Genomic DNA, 21,446 nt, shown 5'->3' with positions numbered 1-21,446 from the left:
TATTCCGGAAGTGCGCCCGTTTAAGAAACAAATAACATATTCCTTTTGTCCCTTTTAACACATATTTGGATTTTAGGCTTATGCCTTAAACATAGGTAGATGTCCATACATATATTGAAATTGTTAAAATAAAAAAGTAAACATTGGAGGAAATTTGATGTATCATTCACCATGTTGATCAGAGTCACATGTCACATCATCAAGTTTTAAAAACTGTTCAAAATTGTGAAGCTGTTTGTGAATATACGGAGTATTCGATTCTACAAATGAAAGATTCAAGCCATAGAAGAGAGCAATTAAGATTACTAAGAGATTGTGCTGATATCTGTACATTAACTACAAAGTATATTGCACGTTGTAGTTATTATGCAAAATCCATTGCCTCATTATGCGCACAAATTTGTGAAGTATGTGGAAATCATTGTTTACAACATCCTGATGAACAATCACAAAGATGTGGTCAAATTTGCTTGCATTGTGCTCAAGAATGCCGCGCCTTTGCAATGTCTGCATAAATTTTGTACGCTAAGCAGATTTTAAACCTAAAAAATTCGATTCCTTACAGGTTCAGGGAATCGAATTTTTTAATTTGTCTTGTAATACAATCGCGCAACTATGAAGAATACTTATTTGAATTAACAATTAATCACGAATAAAAATAAGGTTAAATTGTTTTTTGTATTTATTCAACAGGAGAAAGCTCACTTTCTGTTACCCATTTATGGTTTGAGACTTTTTCGCCGCCATTCGTTGAAGTGTAGCTAACCATATACACAGTAGTTTCGTTAGCATCGTCAATCTCAGCGGTGACACCATCCATGCCTTCCATATGGGAAGCGTTAATAGTAACTTCTGTACCTGGCTCCAGTGTTGCCTCCTCGGGGTTTTCCAATTCTTCATGAATAACCCACTTATGGTTTTCTACTGGTTCATCGCCATTCGTTGGCGTATAGGTAACCGTATATGCCGTGGTATCATAGGCACCGTCGATGGTTGCTTCAGCACCATTCATACCTTCCATATGGTCAGTTTCAATTATCGCCTGACTTCCCATTTCATAGGTTGGGTTCTCTGCATCTTCCAGCTCATCAAGAACCTCACCCGAGCTGGAATGATTCATTCCTTCGTGACCTGGTTGGTCATTAGAACCTTCTTCATTATTTTCGTGGGATTCAGTCTCCGTATTGGTATTATCATTTGGATCCGATTCTTCATTTCCACCACAAGCTGCTAAAACCATAGTTGTAAGTAAAGCAAGCAACCCAATTATTAAATGCTTTTTTTTCATTGTTACAACCTCCACTCCACTCAATTGTTTTAGAATTTTTCTTACTAAGCAATTCTCTTAAAACATACCTCTATACGGTATTATAACGCAATTTAGATGTTAGACAATCTTAATAACCTTTATTTCATTTAATGTTCAAATTTAAGAAGAGCACTTTCTCATCAAGAAAACACTCGATTCTGGATTTTTGACCTAACATGAATAATTACTTTATTTGTTAGGATACTACTATTGTAAATTTTAAAAGGGCGGTGAGCCGAGATGGGAGTACTTTCAAGTTCCCCAACACATATGGATCAATGTATCGATGAATGCTTAAAATGCGCTCGTGCTTGTGAAGAGTGTACGACAGCATGTTTGCAGGAACCAGATGTTCAAGCACGTATTATGTGTATCCAACATTTAAATGATTGTTCAGACATGTGTTTTCAAGCTGCAACATACATGGCCAGGAATAGCATGAGCGCAGCAGAATTTTGCAAACTCTGTGCTACTCATTGTGAAGCGTGTGCAACAGAGTGCGAAAAATTCAAGGATCCCCATTGTCAGGAATGTGCAGCTATTTGTCGTTCTTGTGCGAATGCATGCAGACAGATGGCTTCTTAAGACTTATAATGTAAAAAGCTCTGGCCAGTGGTCAGGGCTTTTTACATTATAAAATAAAGTCATACATGAGTAATCTTAGGATAAAAGTTTAAAATAGAACTCCACTTCACTTTTTTCCACTTTTCTACAATCTGGCCCGATAATGCAGATTTGGGCGCTTTTTTATTCCGCAATAAGCACCGTTTGAAGAATAATTTACATAATTTATAAAGTAAATTTATACAGGATTAATACTATTTTATTAAAATTAATTTGAACGCATAAAGACTACTTATTTAAGCAGGAGGCCATTTTATGAAATTAAAATCTCTAGGTATTATTACCATCGCTATTACCGTTATCTTAATCACAACAAATTTTTTCAATTCTTCCGTTCAAGGGAAAACAAATGAAAATGAAAAACTACAATTCAATTCTGATGGGAAGTATAGAATCGTACAGTTTAATGACATTCAAGATGATGAGGATATCGATCCCCGGACGATAGAATTAATGAATACAGTACTTGATAAGCAGAAGCCTGATTTGGCCATATTAAATGGCGACATGCTTAATGCTGATCTGGAAACACCGGAGGAGGTGAAGCAGGCCATAAAGACCATTGCCCAACCGATGGAAGACAGAGGGGTACAATGGGCAGTAACCTTCGGCAACCATGATGAGGACCATACACCGAAGACCGGATTAGATGAAAAAGAAATGCTTGAAATCTATATGTCTTATGAACATAATGTCAATAAGCCTGGATCAAAAGATATTACCGGAACAGGAAATACAAACCTTGTTATCAATAATTCCAAAAATACAAAGCCGGCATTTAATATTTGGCTGTTTGACAGCGGAAGATATGCACCAGAGGAAATTTCAGGGCAAGATTTTGAAGGTTACCAAACTTGGGATTGGCTCCGCCACGATCAAGTTCAGTGGTATAATGAAACTTCTAAAAAGATGGAGCAAACAACCGGACATAAGGTTCCTTCATTAGCATTCATGCATATTCCTCTCCCCGAATTTAAATATATGTGGTATGCTAGCCCATCTGAAGAAACAGAAGAAAGCCACGCAAAAGCTGTGGAAAAACATAATATCAAAGGTGAAAAGAATGAGTGTGTTTGTACTGGTCCATTTAACAGCGGAATGTTTGCAGCTATGCTGGAGAGAGGCGATGTAAAAGGTGTGTTTTCTGGCCATGATCATATCAATACCTATATTGGTGACTATTATGGAATCAAATTAGGCTATGCAGGAAGCGTAGGGTTTGGAGCCTATGGCCTTGGCGGCGAAGAAAATCACAGATTACGTGGTGCCCGGGTATTCCACTTAGATGAAAATGCAGATGATGTAATTGTTGACACCGAAATGGTTTTTGCTAAAGACTATGAAATACAGTAGAAAAGGATCACCTGCAGTTATGCTGTTGATAGGTTAGCAAAAGAATCTTATAGGATAAGCCACCCTCTCAAAAGTAATGGGTGGCTTTTTTAAAGAGCTAATTACGGTGGTGGTTACTTAGGTAGTACATCCCATTTTCAAGAATAGTTACTCCTTTATTACGGAAAAGCGCTCGTTTATGTAGGATTTGAAATTTATCTTTTTACCTAAGTGGCATCGGTATTAGTTCCAAACCGTGCAGAAGAGAGGGGAATCGAATGTGGAAACCAGAGAGGAAGATTATTTTGGATTCCCCTCTCTTCAATGCACGAAACCTCAAGGGCGTTACAATGACTAAATATCTCCGTCATCTGAACAGCATCTTAGGGTATTTCTAAAGTGTTCACTTTTATCATATGCATTCACTTTTCGGGTACTTGTATTCATGAATCAGGACTATCGCCTGATTTAAAAAGAAGGTGCTGACTCTTATTCCATTCTTGCGCCCGATGATGGAACAAAGGCTATAATAAATTATACATCCGAAAATGCCTCCGGATATTCAACTGTTTCTTCGACAGTATCTAATTGATAATCGTCCATCTTAATCATTATGGTCATTTTTGGTCCTTTTGACAGATCGAAAAACCAGCCAGGTAACGAAACCAACCAAGGAGACAAAAATGATAAGCGCAATATTGGCAGTACCTATGATTTCCACTCTACCCCTCCTGTTATTGCTGTCCTACGATATGTGATTATTCCACTTTAGCGCCCGTTTGTTTAAGACATTGCCAAAGTGAACATTATCCATGTACAGGTACACGGACGGAGTGATTCTGTTCTCGATTTCGTGGAAGATTCTTTGCAAAAGATGTTTCATAGCCTGGTACACTTGACGGCTGCTCCATATACATATGATGCCAAACCATAAAAACAAGTATCGTCCAAATCTTACGGCTATGATCATGCTTTCCCCGTACATGTTGATCAAGAAGTTTCCATATTTCTTTTTTGTTGAAAATATCATCAACTGGACTATTTCTAATCAACTGAGTCGCCCATTCATAAAGTTCATTTTTTAACCAATGGCGAATGGGAACAGGAAACCCTAATTTTTTTCGGTTCGTTACAGGTTCCGGAATCAAATCTCTCACAGCTTGTCTGAGGACATATTTAGTTGTTCCATTTGATATTTTCGTATCCATTGGCAATTTGCTGGCTACTTTAAACACTTCTTTATCCAGAAATGGTACACGTAATTCCAAAGAATGTGCCATCGTCATGCGATCGGCTATCGTTAAAATATCCCCGTGGAGCCATGTGTGAAGATCAATATATTGCATCTGGGTGGTTGGATCACAGTGAGCGACTTCTTGATACAGTGCTCTCGTCACGTGTTTGAACACGAAATCTTTGTTATAATCCAATAGTAGCGCTTGCTTTTCTTGTTCATCAAAAATCTTGGCATTGCCGACATATCGTTCAGACAATGATGTCGTTCCACGTAGCAAGAAGCTTTTCCCTTTCATGCCTTCCGGGAAAATTCGAGCAAGATGATGGAGAGCTCGCTTTAAAAAACCTGGTAAATAATCAAAACCCTTTAACGCCAGAGGTTCTCGATAAATATTATATCCGGCGAATAACTCATCTGCACCTTCTCCAGACAAAACCACTTTCACATACTTACTTGCTTCTTTGGACACAAAATAGTTTGGGATTGCCGCAGGATCGGCCACTGGATCGTCCATATGCCAGATGATGTTTGGTAGTTCTTGAATCACTTCTTCCGGTGTGATCACCTTATGAATATTTTCAACACCCAGTTGATCCGCTGTTACTTGTGCCAAGTCGATTTCACTATAGCCATCGCGTTCAAATCCAACGGTGAATGTTTGGATGTTGGGATGATGTTGCTTGGCCAGGGCCACGATACTGGTTGAATCAATCCCTCCGGATAAGAAGGCACCGACAGGGACGTCACTACGCATATGCTTTTGAACAGAGTCTTCTAATACATCTCTTGTTTGTTGAACATATTCCTCAAATGATTTACTCGAATCAGGTTGAAAATGTAAGTGATGATATTCATAGGTCAGCGGGGATTTTCCTGGTTCTTTGATCAAATAATGGCCAGGCTTTAACTGTTGCATGCCCTCCAATAAACATCGTTCGCCCGGTACGTATTGAAAAGTGAAATAGTTTTGCAGCGAATGAGAATCAAGCGTTCTTGTGCCTGGTTGAAACAGGCTTTTTTCTTCTGATGCAAAAGCCATCCCTTCTTCAGTTTCATTGAAGTATAGAGGTTTAATACTGAAATGATCCCTGGCCGAAAACAATCTTTTCTCCTGCTTGTCCCAAATTACAAAGGCAAACATCCCGCGTAGCCGATGAACGGCTCTTTCTTTTTCAAGAGCATAAAGCTCTAGGAGGACTTCCGTATCCGACCCCGTATCGAAAGTTACACCTGCTTCTTCCAATTCCATTCTCAACTCGATAAAATTATATATTTCTCCGTTAAAAACCATTATATAACGACCACTTTTATCACTCATCGGCTGATGGCCGTGTTTAAGATCGAGAATACTTAAACGGTGAAAATCGAACTGAACGTATTCATCTATATAGGTTCCTTGGTCATCAGGGCCTCGGTGATGTATCTCTTCTCTCCAGTCCCTGTAATCACTAAAGAAATCTGAAGCAATATTTTTAATTTGACCGACAAAACCACACATTGTTTATCCCCTCGATTTTTATTACAATTTGTTTACAACTTCTTAACATTTTAAACGATTTAACTATTACTGTAAATCCTACTCAAACTATTACACTGAATTTATTAAGACGCCCAAATGACAGGTCTCAGATCAAGTGATTATTCAACAATCTGGCTCTTATATATGACACGGGCGCCAATCTTTTATTCAAGAATGGCGCCCGTTAACAGTATACCAAATATTTTAACATGTTTTATTTTATCGTTCCCAGGGAACTTTAATAATATAAAAGATAAATTAGAAAAGGTGATAATATGGGAAAAGTGGCAGTCATTACTGGAGGAGCACAAGGAATTGGAAAAGGAATAGCAGAACGCTTGGGAAACGATGGATTTAAAATTGTTATCAGCGATATGAATATTGATCTTGCACAGGAAACAGTCAAGGAATTTAAAGAAGCAAATATTGATGCCTTAGCAGTCAAGGGTAATGTGTCCAAACAGGATGAACAATTTGCAGTTGTAAAAGAGGCAGTAGATAAATTTGGCTCAGTGGATGTGTTCATAAACAACGCAGGCATAGATCAGGTGGAGGCAGTAGAAGACATTACCCCAGAGAATCTGGAAAAAATCTTTAATGTCAACGTTTTTGGTACCGTATATGGAACCCAGGCGGCAGCCAAGCAAATGAAGAAACAGGATAACGGCGGTAAAATTATTAACGCATGCAGTATTGCTGGAAAAACCGCATTCGAACTACTTGGAGCATATTCGGCTACGAAATTTGCCGTTCATGGATTAACCCAAGTATCCGCAAAAGAACTGGCTCAATTCAACATCAAGGTAAATGCATATTGCCCTGGTATTGTCGGAACCGGTATGTGGGATCGTATCGATGAAGGCATGGTGGAATATAAAGGCATGAAACAGGGAGAAGCATGGCAAGAGCAGGTAGATAATATTCCACTACAGCGTTCACAAACACCGGAAGATGTGGCAAGCCTTGTATCTTACCTGGCTTCCTCCGACGCTGATTATATGACAGGACAGGCCATTAATATTGATGGGGGTATTGAGGTCCATTAATAAGTTTAACGCGAAATAGGAATTTTTGTTACGGGAAAGAAGCCTCTATTGGTTTCTTTCCCGTTTTATACTGAAGGGGCTGACTGACTTCCAAGCCTCTTATTAAATGAATTGTAATATAGTACAATCCATTTCTCAACGAACTGGTCTGGTGGGCCAAGAATGTAACGTATTCTTATTCCAGAACTGCGCCCGATCGTTTAAAGATATCACCTTAATACAAGGATAAACTTCACCATAAAGGGAACTATATCTTTTAAAAAGGTGATTGATTTGCTGATGCATAAAATTATACTACCCATAATCGTTTTTACTTTTCTTTTACTTAGTTTTGGTGAAACAACTACTGAAGCAAAAGGAAAGACTGAAATTATACTCCAGAATCAATTTCCAAGTTTAATGGAGAGAGCGTTTCTAAGAAGCCTTGGTGAAACAATCCTTGATATAATGAGTAAGCACGGTGATAATCAGTTATTCGAATATGGGAGAATAGAAAAAATATCTGGAAACGATCCATACGATATCACTTTAAGAGTCATTGGGTTCCAAGGAGCTCATAATCCACCATACAAGTTAATTCGTATGACCATTCGTATACCAGGGGATAAGGATGCCAATTATAGTGTTTTGTTTTACTCCCATCGGTGTATCTCTGATAAGGAATTTGATAAGCTAACTGAATATGCTACATATAATTAAATTGGCTATCCTAAAAGCTTAAAGTTGATGCAAGTCTTATTCAATTCTTGCGCCCGATTCTGGTATAATCCTTTACTCAAATAACTGATTCACCTTATCTTCATTCTCCAGATGTTTTTGTGCAAGTTCCTTCAGATCATCCTTATTTTTCAATTCACTAAAATCTTCTCCATACCAATTTTGCAGGTTTTCTTTCGTTATTTTGTATTCCTGATTATCAAAATTAAACGTTATCCAATCTGCATTCTGAACTAAAGTAAATAAAAATGTAGCGTTAAAAACCGCTGCTTTTTTATAGTTTTGTTCTGATTCCGACCAATCGTAATTTAAAATAACTCCATACGGTTTCTCTTTTGTTTCAAGTTCGAACCCTTTTAAATGTTCCGCGCCTTGCAATTGATTTGCGATGTTCCCTACCGCACTGTTATCTCCGACATACGAGTCCTTATATTTGAACATATCTCCTGCTCCGTTTGCTTTACTACACCCGCTTACAATCAAAATTATCAGTATTAAAAAAGATGAGAATTTAAACATTTGTTTCACTGGTATCCCTCCCTCCATTCTTTTACTTATAAAGAGTTTATCACGTTATTCAACAAAATGGCCCGTTTGTGTAAGATCAACAATCGGTTTCAGTATAAAACTTTATTCAATCGTAAACAACCATTTTCCAAAGTAAAGCACTTTATTTCCATAGAACACTATACAGAAGTATCCCATCAAGATACCTCTACAACCCCAACCCCATCTCTTTTTCTTGGACGTGGTACGCTATCTTTTCCTCCGCTTTTTTTACATCCCATTCCTTCATTTCAAAATCATTTAATTCTTTATCCGTCAATTCCCTATCGTAAGCAACTACTCCATGTCTCCCTTCATTATCATCAAATTCAACAAACCCTTTCGGCTGACATCCTAACGATACTGGCCGCTTACACATTTCATACCAATACAAGCCGTCATCATAGTTGTTTTGTACCTGCTCTGGTTGCTGTAGTATTTTCAACTCCTCTAATTCCATTCTTTCTGTTTCAATAAGACGGTCGCGATAAGCATTATCTAACATTTTTTGTTGCTCTTGTGTCATCTCTCCCATTTTCCGAATATGATGATAAGGATGGACATATGCTCCATCACCAATATCCAATCTGTCCGGTATACTCACAACGCTTAGAGTATTTGAATGATCGTTCACCGGAAAAACCACATGATATCGTGTTTTACGATAACCGGTTTCTTGCCGATATTTCTCTTCCAATGCTTCCATCTTTTCATTACCTTCTGCAAAAGGATACATCGTGTTATCCTTTAGCTCGGGTGCTTCCGACCAATGAATCAATAACTGCGGTTCATCAATTGCTTTACTGATGACAGCATATTTACCTGAAAATACTTTATTAAACTGTTTCAGATACGCCTCTTCCCTCAGATCCTCAGATGCTTGCATTTTGTTAAATGCATCACCATTTGTATTCTCCTTGGCAAATGCCTCCATTTCCTGCAGAGATATATCCTTTATATCAGTTACCTGATTCATACCATATTCCAGTAACATCATGTTCTTTTCTTGCGCTTGTTCCTTATCACGCGCTTTCACCAAATCTGGCTCCATCTCGTCTATAAATTCAATGGCCGTTTCACGTACGTCTGCCAAGAGCTTCGCTTTATCTTTCATCTCTTTATCCTGTGTCCAATTAGCCAAGTAACGAAGAGAATAATCACTTGTATCAATATCAAAATAAGATGCTACCGCATATGCCGTCATTTCTGCCTGAAATTCCTTCTCTTCTGCAGGTATCGAATGATAATGTTCATTCTTTGGGTTATGCAGTTTGGCATGGGCAAGTTCATGCAATAAGGTTTTGACATTCTGCAGTTCACCGTTTCGTGGATTCAAGCCGATATGGCCGTTATTCTTATCATGAACGCTATGATAAAAGGCTCCTTTCGCTGTACCAAGTTCGTCAAACGGCTTACCAATTGTGACATCCAGTTTATCGCCAATTCGATGCATACTTCCCAGCATCGTTTCATAATTGGCAACATCGCCTTCCATCCACTTATTCGGAAATATTTCTGGCAAATCACTTTCTTTGGCATTCGTCTGACTTATATCAAAGACATTGCCAGTGGAAAAATACAATCGGCTTTTACGTTGTTCGAGTTCCCCTTTATCAATTTGATTTTTTTCCTGCTCTGTTGCATATTTCATGTTCTTCCACTTACCTTCCGCTGTTTTGAATTTCGGTGCCGTTTTGTTTGGCACTAATACCTTAAGGGCTTTTTCACCTTTTTGAACTTGAAAGCCTTTTTCCTTCCAGAAGTTATAGCTACCGACAGCCTGCGCACCTTCAAATTGACTGCGAATCAACGCTGCATTCTTCGGTGAATAATGATAAAACTTCAACATAAACGCCATTAACTCATTCATTTGTTCCGGCGACTCAAAATAATAATCAATGGCGTTATTCATTTTCGTTGTCAGCTCCTTAACTTCTTCCTTCTTTTGTTCCAATGTTTTACGTTTAGCCATACGCTATCACCCTTTATAAAAATGATTGTAAATAAAAGAAGACCTCCACGAAGGAAGCCCTCACATCTCCATATCAAATTGTTGCTGCTTCTCATGCGTTCTCATCTGTTCTTTAGCCAATTCACCTTTCAGTTCATCTTCCAATATTTCGGTCGGATGAATTAAAAAATCTTTTTTCAGATAATGCCATCTCAAAAGGCGTCTCATAATTAAAAAGCGCACTTTGTAACTGCTTATAGGCATCTGGTGTCAGGATGTCGTCCATTTGAAAAACATCTAATGCATCGTCCCAGTCATTCAGCCCTGGTGTTTCATATTCAGCCGGATTAAATAAACATACATACAAGTCATCCCGGTCATCCGGCTCTGGATTCCATATGCCTATAGTCACTTCTTTCTGTTTCTTTCCATCCTTCATGACGAATTCAGCTGGACAATTCGCTTCAAAGGATGAAGCAATCTTATACGCGTTTTGCACTATCAATCACCTCCAAAATAAAAAAGACTCCCTAAATGGAAGTCCTCTTGAAAAACGTTGCTTTATTTAGTTGACTCACCATCTAAGATGACGGTTTTAGTTTCTAAGTCTAATGGAATCAAAGCATCTTCATCCACTTGAATAATCGTTTGAATTGCATCCTGCGTCACAGGATCAACTTCTATTTCGACTTCACCGTCTTTGACAATGAATACAACACTGGATTCTTTAATCTCCTTCACATAACCGATATCTACGGACTGATACGCACCATTCACATACAGATCCATCCAATCACCCTTTCGGAAACTCAAATGTTAGTTTTTGTTCTGTCGCATCATAGCGTAAATACGCATCAAATGTCTTTCCTTTCTTACTCTTGAATCCTTTCACTAAATTGGTTTTGTTACCTGCCAGCAATTTTTTAATATTCGTTTCACTAATTGTTTTTCCTAAAAATCGTTTAGGTAACGTAAACGTGCAGCCATCATGATAACGTGAACAACCATAAAACTTTCCTTTGTCTTCAATTTCACCTCCTTCTTTACCACACACCGGACATTCACCAACAATGTTCTGTTCTATAGCTTCCTGAAATTGTGGTTCAAGCGTCTTCATTTTCTCTGGTGCATCCTTCAAAAGTGATGCCAGCATCTGCTTTATCTTAGATATAAAGTATTCTTGGGAGCCTTCATTTTGCCCGATTTTGTGTAAATACGTTTCCCATTTGGCTGTCAGCTCCGGACTGGCTAAAACGGTTCCTTCAACCGCCTGACATAAAATTTGGCCTTTCCTCGTAACCGACACTTTATTCTTGTTTATCTCGATATATTGCTGCTTTTTCAATGTATCAAGGATACTTGCTCTCGTCGCTTCAGTCCCAATGCCTTCATTTTCTTTCAATGTATGCTGCAATGCTTTATCATCGATTTCTTTACCAGCTTGTTTCATCACGTTAATTAATTGGCCTTGTGTATAGGCCTTCGGCGGTTTCGTTTTTCCCTCAGATATCTCAATGGCAACGTTACAAGATTCCCCTTCTCGCATTGACGGAAGAACCGTATTGTCTTGTTCAGCCTCATTCTCATCATCAGACGTTTCTTCCATGAATAAAGCTTTCCAACCTTTCTTTAATTCCACCTTGCCGGTTTTCTCAAAAAACAAACCGTTTACATCAACCTCCACTTTTGTTTCTTCATACTCATAATCGTCAGCGAACATCGCAAGCGTTCTTGCCACAACTTCCTGATAAATATGCCATTCTTTATCGGTCAGATCCTGCTTATATGGTACCTGTTTTGTTGGAATAATTGCATAATGCTCCTGGACTTTTGATCGATCCACATAACGCTTTCGTGCTTCAGGATAGGCGATATCCATGGTGACATTAAAACAGGATTGATAGGTTGAGAGATGGTTCTTTAAGTAAGCAAACTCACTATCCGTAATATATTGACTGTCTGTACGTGGATAAGATAACAACTTTTTCTCATATAATGATTGTGCAATTTTTAGTGTGTCGGACGGACTATACTTCCATCTTTTATTGGCTGTTGCCTGCAGCGTTGATAACGAATGCAGCTTCGGGGCTTTCTTTTTCTTCTGTTCTTTTGTTACTTGTTGTATTGTCCCTTGATTGTCTCCAGATAATAGACTGTGAGAATCCAAGACATCCTTGGCATCCTCTTCTGTTTGGTAACGTTCTTTCACTTTGGCATCAAACGAACCGTTCTTAACACTTACATTGCCAACCAGTTCGAAAAAAGGTTTAGAGACAAAGTTCTCGATTTCCTGCTGTCGTTTATACAATAAATAAAGGGTGGCCGTTTGAACCCGGCCAACACTAAAGACGCCTTTCATGCCATTCTGTTGTAAGAGCAATGTATATAACCGGGACGCATTCATACCGACCAGCCAATCACTTAATTGACGCGTTTGTGCTTCCTTATACAATGACACATAGTTTGCTCCATCCCTTAACTGTTTAAACCCTTTCTGAATTTCATCGACTTCCAATGAGTTTATCCATAACCGCTTGGTTGGTTTATTGGAAGCGCCGGCCATTTTAATAATACTTCTCGCAATATTTTCACCTTCACGGTCGCAATCAGTTGCGACAATGATTTCATCTGTTTCCTTCAATAATTGCTTCACAACGTTAAACTGTTTCGTTTTATCCTTACTTACTTGAAATTGAAATGTTTCCGGGAATATTGGTAAGTTGTCTAAATGCCATTGTTTCCACGAGTCGTTATAGGATTCCGGTGGAACCAGCTCCACCAAATGACCAACTCCCCAGGTGATATATGTTCTTTCTTGAAAGAATCGATCATCGTTCACCTCCATGTAGCCATCTTTTTGACTGACATGTTGAAACGCTTCTGCATAGTGCTTAGCCTGACTCGGTTTCTCAGCTAATACCGTAACGGTCAACTTAATTCGCTCCTTTTCCGTGTGAATTATTTTGGCTGCTTTGTTGGATTAATTTTCACAATGAATTTCTCTAACTCATACCGGTTTAATAATTTTACACCACATGCTTTGGCTAATGTTTCAGCCTGTTTCGTGAAAAAAGAATTCGTAATCACCCACGCTTCATCTGCCTTATAAAAAAACATGGCCGCCAATACTTCACGTACGGCATCCATGCTCACTTTGTGTTTAGTACCATAGCGTTTTGCCTGTATCACAATTTTATTTCTACCTTTAAGCACCACATCGGCGCCATAGTCACCTGACTTTTGCGTCACAATTGGCTGATACCCTAATTCTTTAAACAACACCTGCAGGTACGCTTCAAATTGATAGCCTTTCATACCATCAATATCTCTTATGCCTGACCTTTTCATTAGGTTAAACCGTTTTTTCTTCTTAACGTATTTTATAGTCATTGGAAAAACAAATAGCGCCATCACTATAATACTAAATAAGAAGTATACATTGTCCACTAACGCCACCACCCTTTTATTTATTCGTAGCCATCCATTAGCCGGTCAAATTCCTGCAGGTTTCGGTCTTTTTGATAATCATGAAATGTTCTCCGCATAGCTTTACTTAACTTCATCATGGAAGCATTAAACGCATAAACAGTCTGATGTCGATAGGAAAATGATTGCTGCCGATTGAATGATTGCCATCCATTTAATCGTTTTGGCTGAAACGATAAATCGTTTTGCGCTTTCGCATAGTTCCGCATCTCAGACAATACTGCATTACCCATACGCTTCTTCAGGTCATCCAGTTTTGTTTGTTTATACCTTTCATAATCACTTCCTTCACCGTACATTTCTTTCATCACATTCACTTCCTCACCCAATTGCTGATGCAATTGTTCCATGTCGTCACTATGAAATTTCTGCAGATAAATCGTTGTTATGTCATCTATATACGGTCTTGCTTCATTAATCGATTGATAACCATATCGCCATTGTTTCTTATCCGATGGAAGGTGGTTCATGGCTTCCTGAAATAATGTTTTCGTTTGGCGATAAGTGGCCAAGGAAACACCATGTTCTTTTTTATGATGAACGGTTCCACGAACAAGGTCATCAATTTTATTCCGTTCATGCGTTCTATCCAGAATCATGTTGGCCACTTTAGATTTCATTTTATCCAGTGTCTTGGGTTTACGTTTGGCACGGTATTCTTCTCGCCAAGTTTGACTTTCCTTATCAAATACGTCCATTTTTTCACGTGTGGGATGTGTTTCAGTTGAAGCAATATGGACATGAATGTTGTCGGTATTATAATGTAACGATGCTGTCCATACAGCTGATTTTTCCATACCTTCTGACCGCAGCACAGTGTCCATTGTTTCACGAACAACCTTGCGCATGCTTGCTTCATCTATTGAATGTGTTGTCGGATTATAAAGACCTTGCCCCGCCAACCATTCATTATCAAAACTTATGACATCCTGCCACATAGGTGATTCATTTTGTTGTGCTTTTTGAAATTGTTGCTTTAACGTTTTCTTGTCATTCGGATTTAACTGATCGTTATCTTTAGTAAATAAATCACCTTGTTTTGCTTCATCATCCATATAATCCATGAAGTTATGAAACACAAAAAAATCATCCGTTTCTTTGGATGATTGGTTCACATGAATATGACGCTTGGCATCTTCACGATCGATATAATTAATGTAATCGTTAAAGGTATTGGAACCAGGTGTGACAAATTTACTTCGTAACACAACCGCAGGACTACGCATGTTTTAAGCCTCACTTTCCTGTTGCTTTTGTGCCTTTCGTTTTTCATGATCGAGTTTCTTTTGTCGATGTTTATGGATACGCTTTTGAATTAAATCTTCTGCTTGCTGCATCCCATTCGTTTTATATTTTTCAGTGGTGATCAAATCTTTAAACTCATTCATCAAATAATAATGGTTCATAAATTCCAACAGAATTTTCGTGTCACGGTCCACCACATTGCCGGTAACCTGAATACGTTGTAATTTGTCTTGCATAGCTGCAAGCTTTTCGTCCATTAAATCCGAGATCATGTTTTTAAACACACCATACTTTTCATCACGGTCTGCATAAAAGTGATCAATGGCTCCCGTAATCACATCGGCTTGAGACACATTTTTCTCACCTGCAATGGTCTGTATCTTGTCTTTCGTAACTGGATTTAACAGGAAGTATGAACCTTTCTTTGTTGTCTTTTTTTCATTCATTTGTCATCATCTCCTTATATATTTATCTTGAACACCTTCTCCAAATAATCATCTACTTCTTCAGGATCAACATCCAACACAGTGGCTAGTAACAAATACATTTTCATGGATTGTTTTTCTAATTGGTCAATACGATTGTACGTCATCTCTAATGCATCACCTACGCGACTTATCGTGGAATCCAATTCTTTTTCAGCACGTTTTATGCCATTAAACTGTGCTAAATCTTCAATGTGTCGTTTTAATAATTCATTCCGTGACACGTTTTGTTTTCGTGCTTCGTCATTTAAAACGTTGACGGCACCGGTATCGACATCGCGCACTTTGATTTCCATTATTGCATCATTCCTTTCTATTTATTTGCTGCATGGTCACACCACAATAGGATGTGAATGCCTTTCCTCTTTGGCAAATACCTTCAATAAATGGAGCATCTTCATGAGAGCGCCAATAGTGTTGAACAGGATAAGGGGAAAATGTCCCCACACAAGGTGGGGAACTAGGCAGAGCCTAGTTTTCCGGTAAGACCATTTTTTTGGGCGATTATATAGCTTTTATATAGGTGTCTATATAGGTTTAATATAGGTTTTGGGTGCTATTTTTCATCCTTTTTGGCCGCATTATTGTTATCATCTTGTTGATCAGTTTTCGCATTATCGGCATCCTCTTTGTCATTATCTTGTTGCTGATTGTCATCCTTATTTTGTGTTAAAGTATTCAGTTTTTCTTCACGACTTTGATATTTATCCCGGAGCTCCTTCACCCTCTTTTTCAGTTTTTCGATTTCACTTTTTGCATCTTCTATAGCTATATCCTTTTGTTCAATCTCCCGTTTACTGTTTGTTTGTTCTTCATTTGTTTCAAACGCCATGTCTTGTTTTAACGATTGTTTCTCTTCTTTAAGTGTCGTCATCAGGTCTTCCTGAAACGGTATATCTTCCTCAATGATTGTGGTAATTTCCTGTTTCGTACGTTCCATATCGGCAATAATATTTTCTTTCTTGTACCCTTTATCCGTCTTCGTTTTCAATGATTGATTGATGTCAATTTTTCTGTAATCACCAACCACAATCACTTCTTCCGGTTCAGGCAGATCAGATTCTTTGATGTCTTGATCGGTTACCGTTATTTCATCACCTTTGTTTTCCAGCTGTTTTTTGTACGCTTGTTTCAAGATGTTTTGATCACGGTGTTCCGTCACGAATAGCCCGATAACTTGAAAGGATTCAGGAACATTTTCAATTTGAACAACCATGTTGTTGTCTGATTGATACACCAATTCTGCATTGTATTTTTGACTCTCATTTTGTTCTTTCGCATAAAACGAAAACGTCGGTTCGACTGCATCTGTTCCGGTATGGTTACGTTCCAACGTCACCTCCATCAATTTATTTTTGGGGTTATACTCCCAATCACGAAGCGTTAATGTCGTTTGACTAAGACCGCCAATTGATTCATTAAAAGACGTTTGGGCAATCACACTGTCGTCATACATCCATGTTTTAGACGTAAAAAAAACGCCAAACGCAAGGCCGGCGACAAGCAATAGACTGATATAGACTTTGTTTTCACGTCCACGATTCAATTTGTTTTTCAAATGGTCTCACGCCTTTCCTTGATTACTGTTCACCTGTTAAAAACGGTTTAACGTATGGCATCGGATCAACTTTTTCACCATTTACGATGACTTCAAAATGTAAATGAGCACCGGTCGATGCACCGGTTGAACCAACTTTTCCAATGACCTCACCTGCTTCAACGTTTGTGCCTACTGGTTTTCCCTTTTCCATCATGTGCGCATATCTTGTCCTTAAACCGTCGTCATGTCTAATTTCCACATACCAGCCATAACCTGTTCCCATGTTGTTGCTGCTTGATTGGAATGTCGTGCCATTTGCTTTACTGATAACAATTTCACCATCCGCAAATGCTGTGATTGGCGCTCCCCGAATACCACCCGATGCGACATCTATACCAGCATGAAATGACGAACAGCCACCACAACTCCGATTTCCGAATCCCGATGTAATGTTTTTGGTATGTGACGATATCCATTCTTTATCGCCAATCAGTTCCATGTCTGGTTGGTCAGATGGTTCACAATTCATCGTTAAACCACCCAACTTTTGGGCAATTTCTTTCGTTGTTGGCACCCAATGTTCGTTTAAATTGTTTGGGTCGTTTTCAGCACCAACTGGTGCATAGACACTTCCTAATTGTTCAATAGTCACCAACCCGTCCACTTTGATACGGTTATATAATGTTTGCGACATGGACTCTAATCCTTCTTTTAGGGTTGAAAACTGAAATAGGCCACTTCCGTCAGGATTCATCAATCCGCCGGGGTTATTTTTTTGTTGAATGGCATTTGATTTCCCCCAGGCGGTTTCATGTAACGCAATGGAAGCAAACAAAACAGGATCAAGACCTTTTTCTTCCGACAATTGAATAATGTCATCACCATGCCCTTTTAGTGACCCTGAACGCTTTTGATTTTGAAAAACATCATCCCATTTTTTCTGATTAATCTCACCTGTTGCCGAACATACATAACCGGCAGATGGATTATTTTGATTGGATTGTTGTTCGTCAACGCTCCCACCTAATGCGCCAATAATCGCAAACATAATACTCATTAAGACTAAGCCAATCAGTATAGGAATGATATTCGCTGCAGCAAGACCAACAATCCATCCTACCGCTTTTGTCTTACCAATGGCTTTCACGGCACCCCAAATATGTTTCATTTATCGATCTTTCCTTCCATGCCCTCATCAGGGGTTACCAGTTTGTTCACCAGCCATTGATCGTTTTGTTGCACCATGGTCAGGTAAAAAAGTTGCGTTCGCTGATTGGCTACACGTTCATTTGATGTGACATGCCATGTGGCAAATGCCCCGAATACCATGTTGTTGGATTGTGATGCATTAGAAGCAAACAGTTCTATGGATTCAATACGCCGTTCAACATTTGCTTCCTTCACTGCTGGAATAGCTTGTTTGATTTCCTTCAAAAACGAAGACGTCACAACCCCTTCCCATTTATCCCAGTCGGAGATTTGAGATAGATAAAGAGCAAGCCCTTCTTTTGCTTGCTCCTTTGCACTCGTAACTGCTTGATGACCAAATTGTTTTTGATATGTGGTTTCATGTTGATCTTCAGTCGTTTGCTGGGTGGCATTTTGTGTTCCATCTTCAGCATTTGAATCATGGTTAGTACCTAATGCTTCATCGATTTTGTCTTCTTGAAGCTCTGGTGGTTGTTGCTGTGATTCATCGAATAAATCTTCCGGATTTTGTGGTTCTTCGTCATCGGTTGTCCATTTCCAGACATACATCGCTATGATTAACAAAGCAACGATGAGAAGGAATATAAACTTATAAAGAACCCGTTTTTCCATTACAATCCCCCTCAAACAGATGCAATTCTTCGTCAGATGCTTCAATGGAGAGCATCAAATTACCCACACCACTGATACTTAATAAACATTCCCCTTGCTGTAATTGCGGCACATGTTCCAACTCACTATCTGTCAGTTGTCCTTCAAAAACGGTCCGTAACGTATCTAATGAATTGGAATCCTGCTGCATCACAAATTTATATTGGGTGAGTTCAAATAATGTCCGTATTTTGGTGACCGTGTCCGTGTCGGAATGATCCGGCACAAAATCACGGATGGATTGACTGGCCAGGATGAGTCCCCCGAAATATTTCCGTGCTTCACGTGCAAAATCCGTTAAGAACTTCACCGCCAGCATATTTTCCGAGTTGACCAGTCGATGGGCTTCATCAATCATGACCAAAAAACGTGTCGCTTCATCGACATCAAACGCTTCATCTTCATACATTTTCTGTTTTTGCAAAGATCCAACCTGTATTAAGTTATCCCAAATCAGGTTCAGCGTATTAAACATCTGAGCGTTGAACACACTTTTTTCTAACCCTGTTAAATTACGAATTGAAAAGAAAATAACCTGTTCATCTGTAATATCAGGAATCGTTGTATGACCGTTAAATAAATAAGAAAAACTATTCACCAGATTATCAATGACCAATTCTATTTTTTCGAGTCGCTTAATCCTTGTGGATGATAGTTCTGAACGAATGATGCGTTTCTCAGTATTGTCATAGAGTTGATCACGAATGAACATTAAAAAGTCACTGAAAATGGGATAGTCCTCATTAGCCAGTGACGTAATACCTGTCGTATGAATTTTATCCGTGAAACCAAGTGAATCATAAAAAAGCCGCAGCACCTTTTTGAACTCTTCAATTTCCTCAGAGGAAGGGTTACCAGAGAGAAACATATAAAAAGTTGCCACCTTTGATATGTGCTGCATAAAACTGATTTCCTCATTCTTTTCCGGATTGTTATTATCTTCTGTTCGAAAGATTTGCAGTGGATTGATGACGCCATCACTCCCATCAAGACTAATAGTGTGTCCATTCACTGACTTAACAAGTGTCTTAAATTCACCCGTTACATCAAAACCTCGAATAAAATGTCCACGTGCTTCATTGTCCATCAATAATTTTTTTAGCGTGGTTGACTTACCGGCACCCATTTTTCCGACAACTACTGCATTAAAAAACCGTCTCATTTTATCCTTATGAAAAAGATCAAATAGTACATTGCCCCCGGTAAACGATGTCCCTAGGTAACTTCCGGTTCGATCATTTAATTCCGAGAAGTGATAAGGCAAGCCTGATGCAAGTGTCACGGCTGGCATTCCTTTTCCTTCCCGTTTGTTTGGAAAAGCCAGTTGTTGTTCATAGGGAAGGAATAAAGACTGCCATTCCCAGTAAGTTTCATTCAAAAAAATCTGTCCTTTAAACCCAAATGATTGTAACTTGGACATGGTTCGTTCCGCCTTCTTTTCCAGTTCCCAAATGGTTGGCGAAGCTACAAACAAACGAATATGCAGTAATTTAATGACTTCCCCATTTCACTTATTTGCCTGTATAAGTCTTCCATCTCCTGATAACCACGTTGCGCATCCATCCGTTCCGATTCATGCTTGGAGCTTCTGAACCGGACATCCTGTTCCACCATGCTTTTATTGATCGCACTCACCGTCTCGTCCTGGTTCATTGTTGCCACGTCTGTTACAACGGTCACATCATACATGGCCATAATTTTATCGAGCCACAACACATCAACACTGGATGGATATTCAAAAACATGAATGCACGCCTCATACCCATCCCTTTTTTGATATATTTGTCTTTAAAACGAATACCGCCCTGTGGTTGTATCGACGTTAGAAAGCCTTGATCCAGTTGAGGTGGTTTCGGTTTGCCTGATTGTTTCATTTGCATTGCCATCATAATCGTCCTTCCTATAATTTGGTGTTTTGATTGTTTAATAGAAACAGAATCTGTTCCTTTTTGGTTCGTGTTAATTCTGTTAATGGGAAAGCCTGGTGCATCCCTTGTATAGCATCGTTTTTTCGGTCAGTCAGTTCCTGCTTATCGTCCGCATACACAAAAATAAAAAACTCACGGTTTGAACGTTCACGCTCCAAGAAGTCAAACTCAAGTAATTTTTGGTCGATATATTCCAATCGAATAGGACTGGTTGTCTGTTCGCGTTTCTTCAACCAATACGTGCGCTGGGCCTCCGTATTCGCTGGAAAGTTTAAAATGATCTCTTTATAGGACCTGAAATAACTTCGTAAAAAACGGGTTCGGTTCATCAATAAAACATTCAAATCAGTATCGTTCAAAGCATGAATGTTTTTCGTTTGAATCTGGAGTATATCCATTACGCCATTCTTCAAAAGAATATGGTCATTATGAATTTGCACAAACGGTAGTATCTCCGGCGTTTGTCTCAACATTTTTACTTTCTTCTTCCCTGACGTTGTCTTGTCATCTTGTTTCATTTTCAAAATCCTCTTGATTTTAGTTGTCCATTGCCTTCGTTTCGTCTGTTTATTATTAGATTCACCGTAAGTCACCTTGTCTTCTTGGTTCATGTTGACTGTG

The 21,446-nt window shown here is 38.9% G+C and carries 20 protein-coding genes and 1 pseudogene; 5 read left to right on the top strand and 16 right to left on the bottom strand.

Translation table 11 applies throughout. From position 1 onward, the window contains the following. Positions 1–188: 188 nt before the first annotated feature. A complete protein-coding gene (locus AOX59_RS19100) occupies positions 189–515 on the top strand; it encodes a four-helix bundle copper-binding protein (RefSeq protein WP_082684105.1) in 327 nt (108 codons plus the stop codon). Between the two features lie 167 nt (positions 516–682). Here AOX59_RS19100 and AOX59_RS03040 read toward each other — a convergent pair whose 3' ends face one another. Next, positions 683–1,288 carry a YdhK family protein gene (locus AOX59_RS03040; protein ID WP_068441655.1) on the bottom strand — a complete coding sequence of 202 codons (606 nt, stop codon included), beginning with the start codon at positions 1,286–1,288 and terminating at the stop codon, positions 683–685. Positions 1,289–1,549: 261 nt separating this feature from the next. On the opposite strand from AOX59_RS03040, the gene AOX59_RS19095 reads away from it, so the two are divergent. Next, positions 1,550–1,894, top strand: a complete 345-nt coding sequence (locus AOX59_RS19095; RefSeq protein ID WP_082684104.1) for a four-helix bundle copper-binding protein — start codon at positions 1,550–1,552, stop codon at positions 1,892–1,894. 294 nt (positions 1,895–2,188) lie between these two features. Then, entirely contained in the window at positions 2,189–3,286 is a 1,098-nt protein-coding gene (locus AOX59_RS03035) for a metallophosphoesterase family protein (RefSeq protein WP_068441651.1), read from the top strand. Between the two features lie 785 nt (positions 3,287–4,071). Here AOX59_RS03035 and asnB read toward each other — a convergent pair. Beyond that, positions 4,072–6,000, bottom strand: coding sequence for an asparagine synthase (glutamine-hydrolyzing) (gene asnB / locus AOX59_RS03030; RefSeq protein WP_068441646.1), 1,929 nt, complete (start codon positions 5,998–6,000; stop codon positions 4,072–4,074). A 296-nt stretch (positions 6,001–6,296) separates the two neighbouring features. Here asnB and AOX59_RS03025 point away from each other — a divergent pair, with 296 nt between their 5' ends. Both AOX59_RS03025 and AOX59_RS03020 read left to right on the top strand, forming a co-directional pair. Further along, positions 6,297–7,067 (top strand): acetoin reductase, encoded by a 771-nt coding sequence (locus AOX59_RS03025; RefSeq protein WP_068441644.1) that lies wholly within the window; start codon positions 6,297–6,299, stop codon positions 7,065–7,067. A 279-nt stretch (positions 7,068–7,346) separates the two neighbouring features. Next, positions 7,347–7,766 (top strand): hypothetical protein, encoded by a 420-nt coding sequence (locus AOX59_RS03020; RefSeq protein WP_068441641.1) that lies wholly within the window; start codon positions 7,347–7,349, stop codon positions 7,764–7,766. Between the two features lie 72 nt (positions 7,767–7,838). Here AOX59_RS03020 and AOX59_RS03015 read toward each other — a convergent pair whose 3' ends face one another. From AOX59_RS03015 to AOX59_RS02950, 14 genes and pseudogenes are all read right to left on the bottom strand, one after another. Then, complete coding sequence (locus tag AOX59_RS03015; RefSeq protein ID WP_237049414.1) at positions 7,839–8,303, bottom strand: DUF4825 domain-containing protein; 465 nt, start codon at positions 8,301–8,303, stop codon at positions 7,839–7,841. 196 nt (positions 8,304–8,499) lie between these two features. Further along, positions 8,500–10,302: an LPD25 domain-containing protein gene (locus AOX59_RS03010; RefSeq protein ID WP_068441636.1), complete on the bottom strand. Its 1,803-nt coding sequence runs from the start codon at positions 10,300–10,302 to the stop codon at positions 8,500–8,502. Between the two features lie 133 nt (positions 10,303–10,435). Next, positions 10,436–10,780, bottom strand: a complete 345-nt coding sequence (locus AOX59_RS03005) for a hypothetical protein (protein ID WP_068441634.1) — start codon at positions 10,778–10,780, stop codon at positions 10,436–10,438. 62 nt (positions 10,781–10,842) lie between these two features. Further along, positions 10,843–11,070 carry a hypothetical protein gene (locus AOX59_RS03000; protein ID WP_068441631.1) on the bottom strand — a complete coding sequence of 76 codons (228 nt, stop codon included), beginning with the start codon at positions 11,068–11,070 and terminating at the stop codon, positions 10,843–10,845. 4 nt (positions 11,071–11,074) lie between these two features. Next, on the bottom strand, positions 11,075–13,213 hold the full coding sequence (locus AOX59_RS02995) for a type IA DNA topoisomerase (RefSeq protein WP_068441628.1): 2,139 nt from the start codon (positions 13,211–13,213) through the stop codon (positions 11,075–11,077). A gap of 26 nt (positions 13,214–13,239) precedes the next feature. Next, positions 13,240–13,728, bottom strand: a complete 489-nt coding sequence (locus AOX59_RS02990; RefSeq protein WP_068441625.1) for a restriction endonuclease — start codon at positions 13,726–13,728, stop codon at positions 13,240–13,242. 20 nt (positions 13,729–13,748) lie between these two features. Then, a complete protein-coding gene (mobP2, locus tag AOX59_RS02985) occupies positions 13,749–14,993 on the bottom strand; it encodes a MobP2 family relaxase (protein WP_068441622.1) in 1,245 nt (414 codons plus the stop codon). 3 nt (positions 14,994–14,996) lie between these two features. Then, complete coding sequence (locus AOX59_RS02980) at positions 14,997–15,458, bottom strand: hypothetical protein (RefSeq protein WP_068441620.1); 462 nt, start codon at positions 15,456–15,458, stop codon at positions 14,997–14,999. Between the two features lie 14 nt (positions 15,459–15,472). After that, entirely contained in the window at positions 15,473–15,793 is a 321-nt protein-coding gene (locus AOX59_RS02975; RefSeq protein ID WP_068441616.1) for a hypothetical protein, read from the bottom strand. Between the two features lie 260 nt (positions 15,794–16,053). Further along, positions 16,054–17,055: a hypothetical protein gene (locus AOX59_RS02970; protein WP_068441612.1), complete on the bottom strand. Its 1,002-nt coding sequence runs from the start codon at positions 17,053–17,055 to the stop codon at positions 16,054–16,056. A 22-nt stretch (positions 17,056–17,077) separates the two neighbouring features. After that, on the bottom strand, positions 17,078–18,205 hold the full coding sequence (locus AOX59_RS02965; RefSeq protein ID WP_068441609.1) for a M23 family metallopeptidase: 1,128 nt from the start codon (positions 18,203–18,205) through the stop codon (positions 17,078–17,080). Next, the gene (locus tag AOX59_RS02960) at positions 18,202–18,858 is read right to left on the bottom strand and encodes a hypothetical protein (RefSeq protein WP_068441606.1); all 657 of its coding nucleotides are present in this window, start codon (positions 18,856–18,858) and stop codon (positions 18,202–18,204) included. The genes AOX59_RS02965 and AOX59_RS02960 overlap by 4 nt, the downstream gene beginning before the upstream one ends. Continuing rightward, positions 18,836–20,783 (bottom strand): annotated as a pseudogene (locus tag AOX59_RS02955) (VirB4 family type IV secretion system protein). The gene AOX59_RS02960 and the pseudogene AOX59_RS02955 overlap by 23 nt, the downstream one beginning before the upstream one ends. 14 nt (positions 20,784–20,797) lie before the next feature. After that, positions 20,798–21,436, bottom strand: a complete 639-nt coding sequence (locus AOX59_RS02950) for a hypothetical protein (protein ID WP_068441603.1) — start codon at positions 21,434–21,436, stop codon at positions 20,798–20,800. Between the last annotated feature and the right edge of the window lie 10 nt (positions 21,437–21,446).

Source organism: Lentibacillus amyloliquefaciens (genome assembly GCF_001307805.1).
Lineage (GTDB): Bacteria > Bacillota > Bacilli > Bacillales > Amphibacillaceae > Lentibacillus > Lentibacillus amyloliquefaciens.
This window is presented reverse-complemented; position numbering and strand designations above follow the sequence as displayed.

Coding starts and splice junctions, on each gene's coding strand:
- AOX59_RS03020 (WP_068441641.1), top strand. CDS start 7,347: ATGCATAAAATTATACTACCCATAATCGTTTTTACTTTTCTTTTACTT.
- AOX59_RS03040 (WP_068441655.1), bottom strand. CDS start 1,288: ATGAAAAAAAAGCATTTAATAATTGGGTTGCTTGCTTTACTTACAACT.
- AOX59_RS02950 (WP_068441603.1), bottom strand. CDS start 21,436: ATGAACCAAGAAGACAAGGTGACTTACGGTGAATCTAATAATAAACAG.
- AOX59_RS03010 (WP_068441636.1), bottom strand. CDS start 10,302: ATGGCTAAACGTAAAACATTGGAACAAAAGAAGGAAGAAGTTAAGGAG.
- AOX59_RS03015 (WP_237049414.1), bottom strand. CDS start 8,303: ATGTTTAAATTCTCATCTTTTTTAATACTGATAATTTTGATTGTAAGC.
- AOX59_RS02965 (WP_068441609.1), bottom strand. CDS start 18,205: ATGAAACATATTTGGGGTGCCGTGAAAGCCATTGGTAAGACAAAAGCG.
- AOX59_RS03035 (WP_068441651.1), top strand. CDS start 2,189: ATGAAATTAAAATCTCTAGGTATTATTACCATCGCTATTACCGTTATC.
- AOX59_RS03025 (WP_068441644.1), top strand. CDS start 6,297: ATGGGAAAAGTGGCAGTCATTACTGGAGGAGCACAAGGAATTGGAAAA.
- AOX59_RS03000 (WP_068441631.1), bottom strand. CDS start 11,070: ATGGATCTGTATGTGAATGGTGCGTATCAGTCCGTAGATATCGGTTAT.
- AOX59_RS19100 (WP_082684105.1), top strand. CDS start 189: ATGTCACATCATCAAGTTTTAAAAACTGTTCAAAATTGTGAAGCTGTT.
- AOX59_RS19095 (WP_082684104.1), top strand. CDS start 1,550: ATGGGAGTACTTTCAAGTTCCCCAACACATATGGATCAATGTATCGAT.
- mobP2 (WP_068441622.1), bottom strand. CDS start 14,993: ATGCGTAGTCCTGCGGTTGTGTTACGAAGTAAATTTGTCACACCTGGT.
- asnB (WP_068441646.1), bottom strand. CDS start 6,000: ATGTGTGGTTTTGTCGGTCAAATTAAAAATATTGCTTCAGATTTCTTT.
- AOX59_RS02975 (WP_068441616.1), bottom strand. CDS start 15,793: ATGGAAATCAAAGTGCGCGATGTCGATACCGGTGCCGTCAACGTTTTA.
- AOX59_RS02960 (WP_068441606.1), bottom strand. CDS start 18,858: ATGGAAAAACGGGTTCTTTATAAGTTTATATTCCTTCTCATCGTTGCT.
- AOX59_RS02980 (WP_068441620.1), bottom strand. CDS start 15,458: ATGAATGAAAAAAAGACAACAAAGAAAGGTTCATACTTCCTGTTAAAT.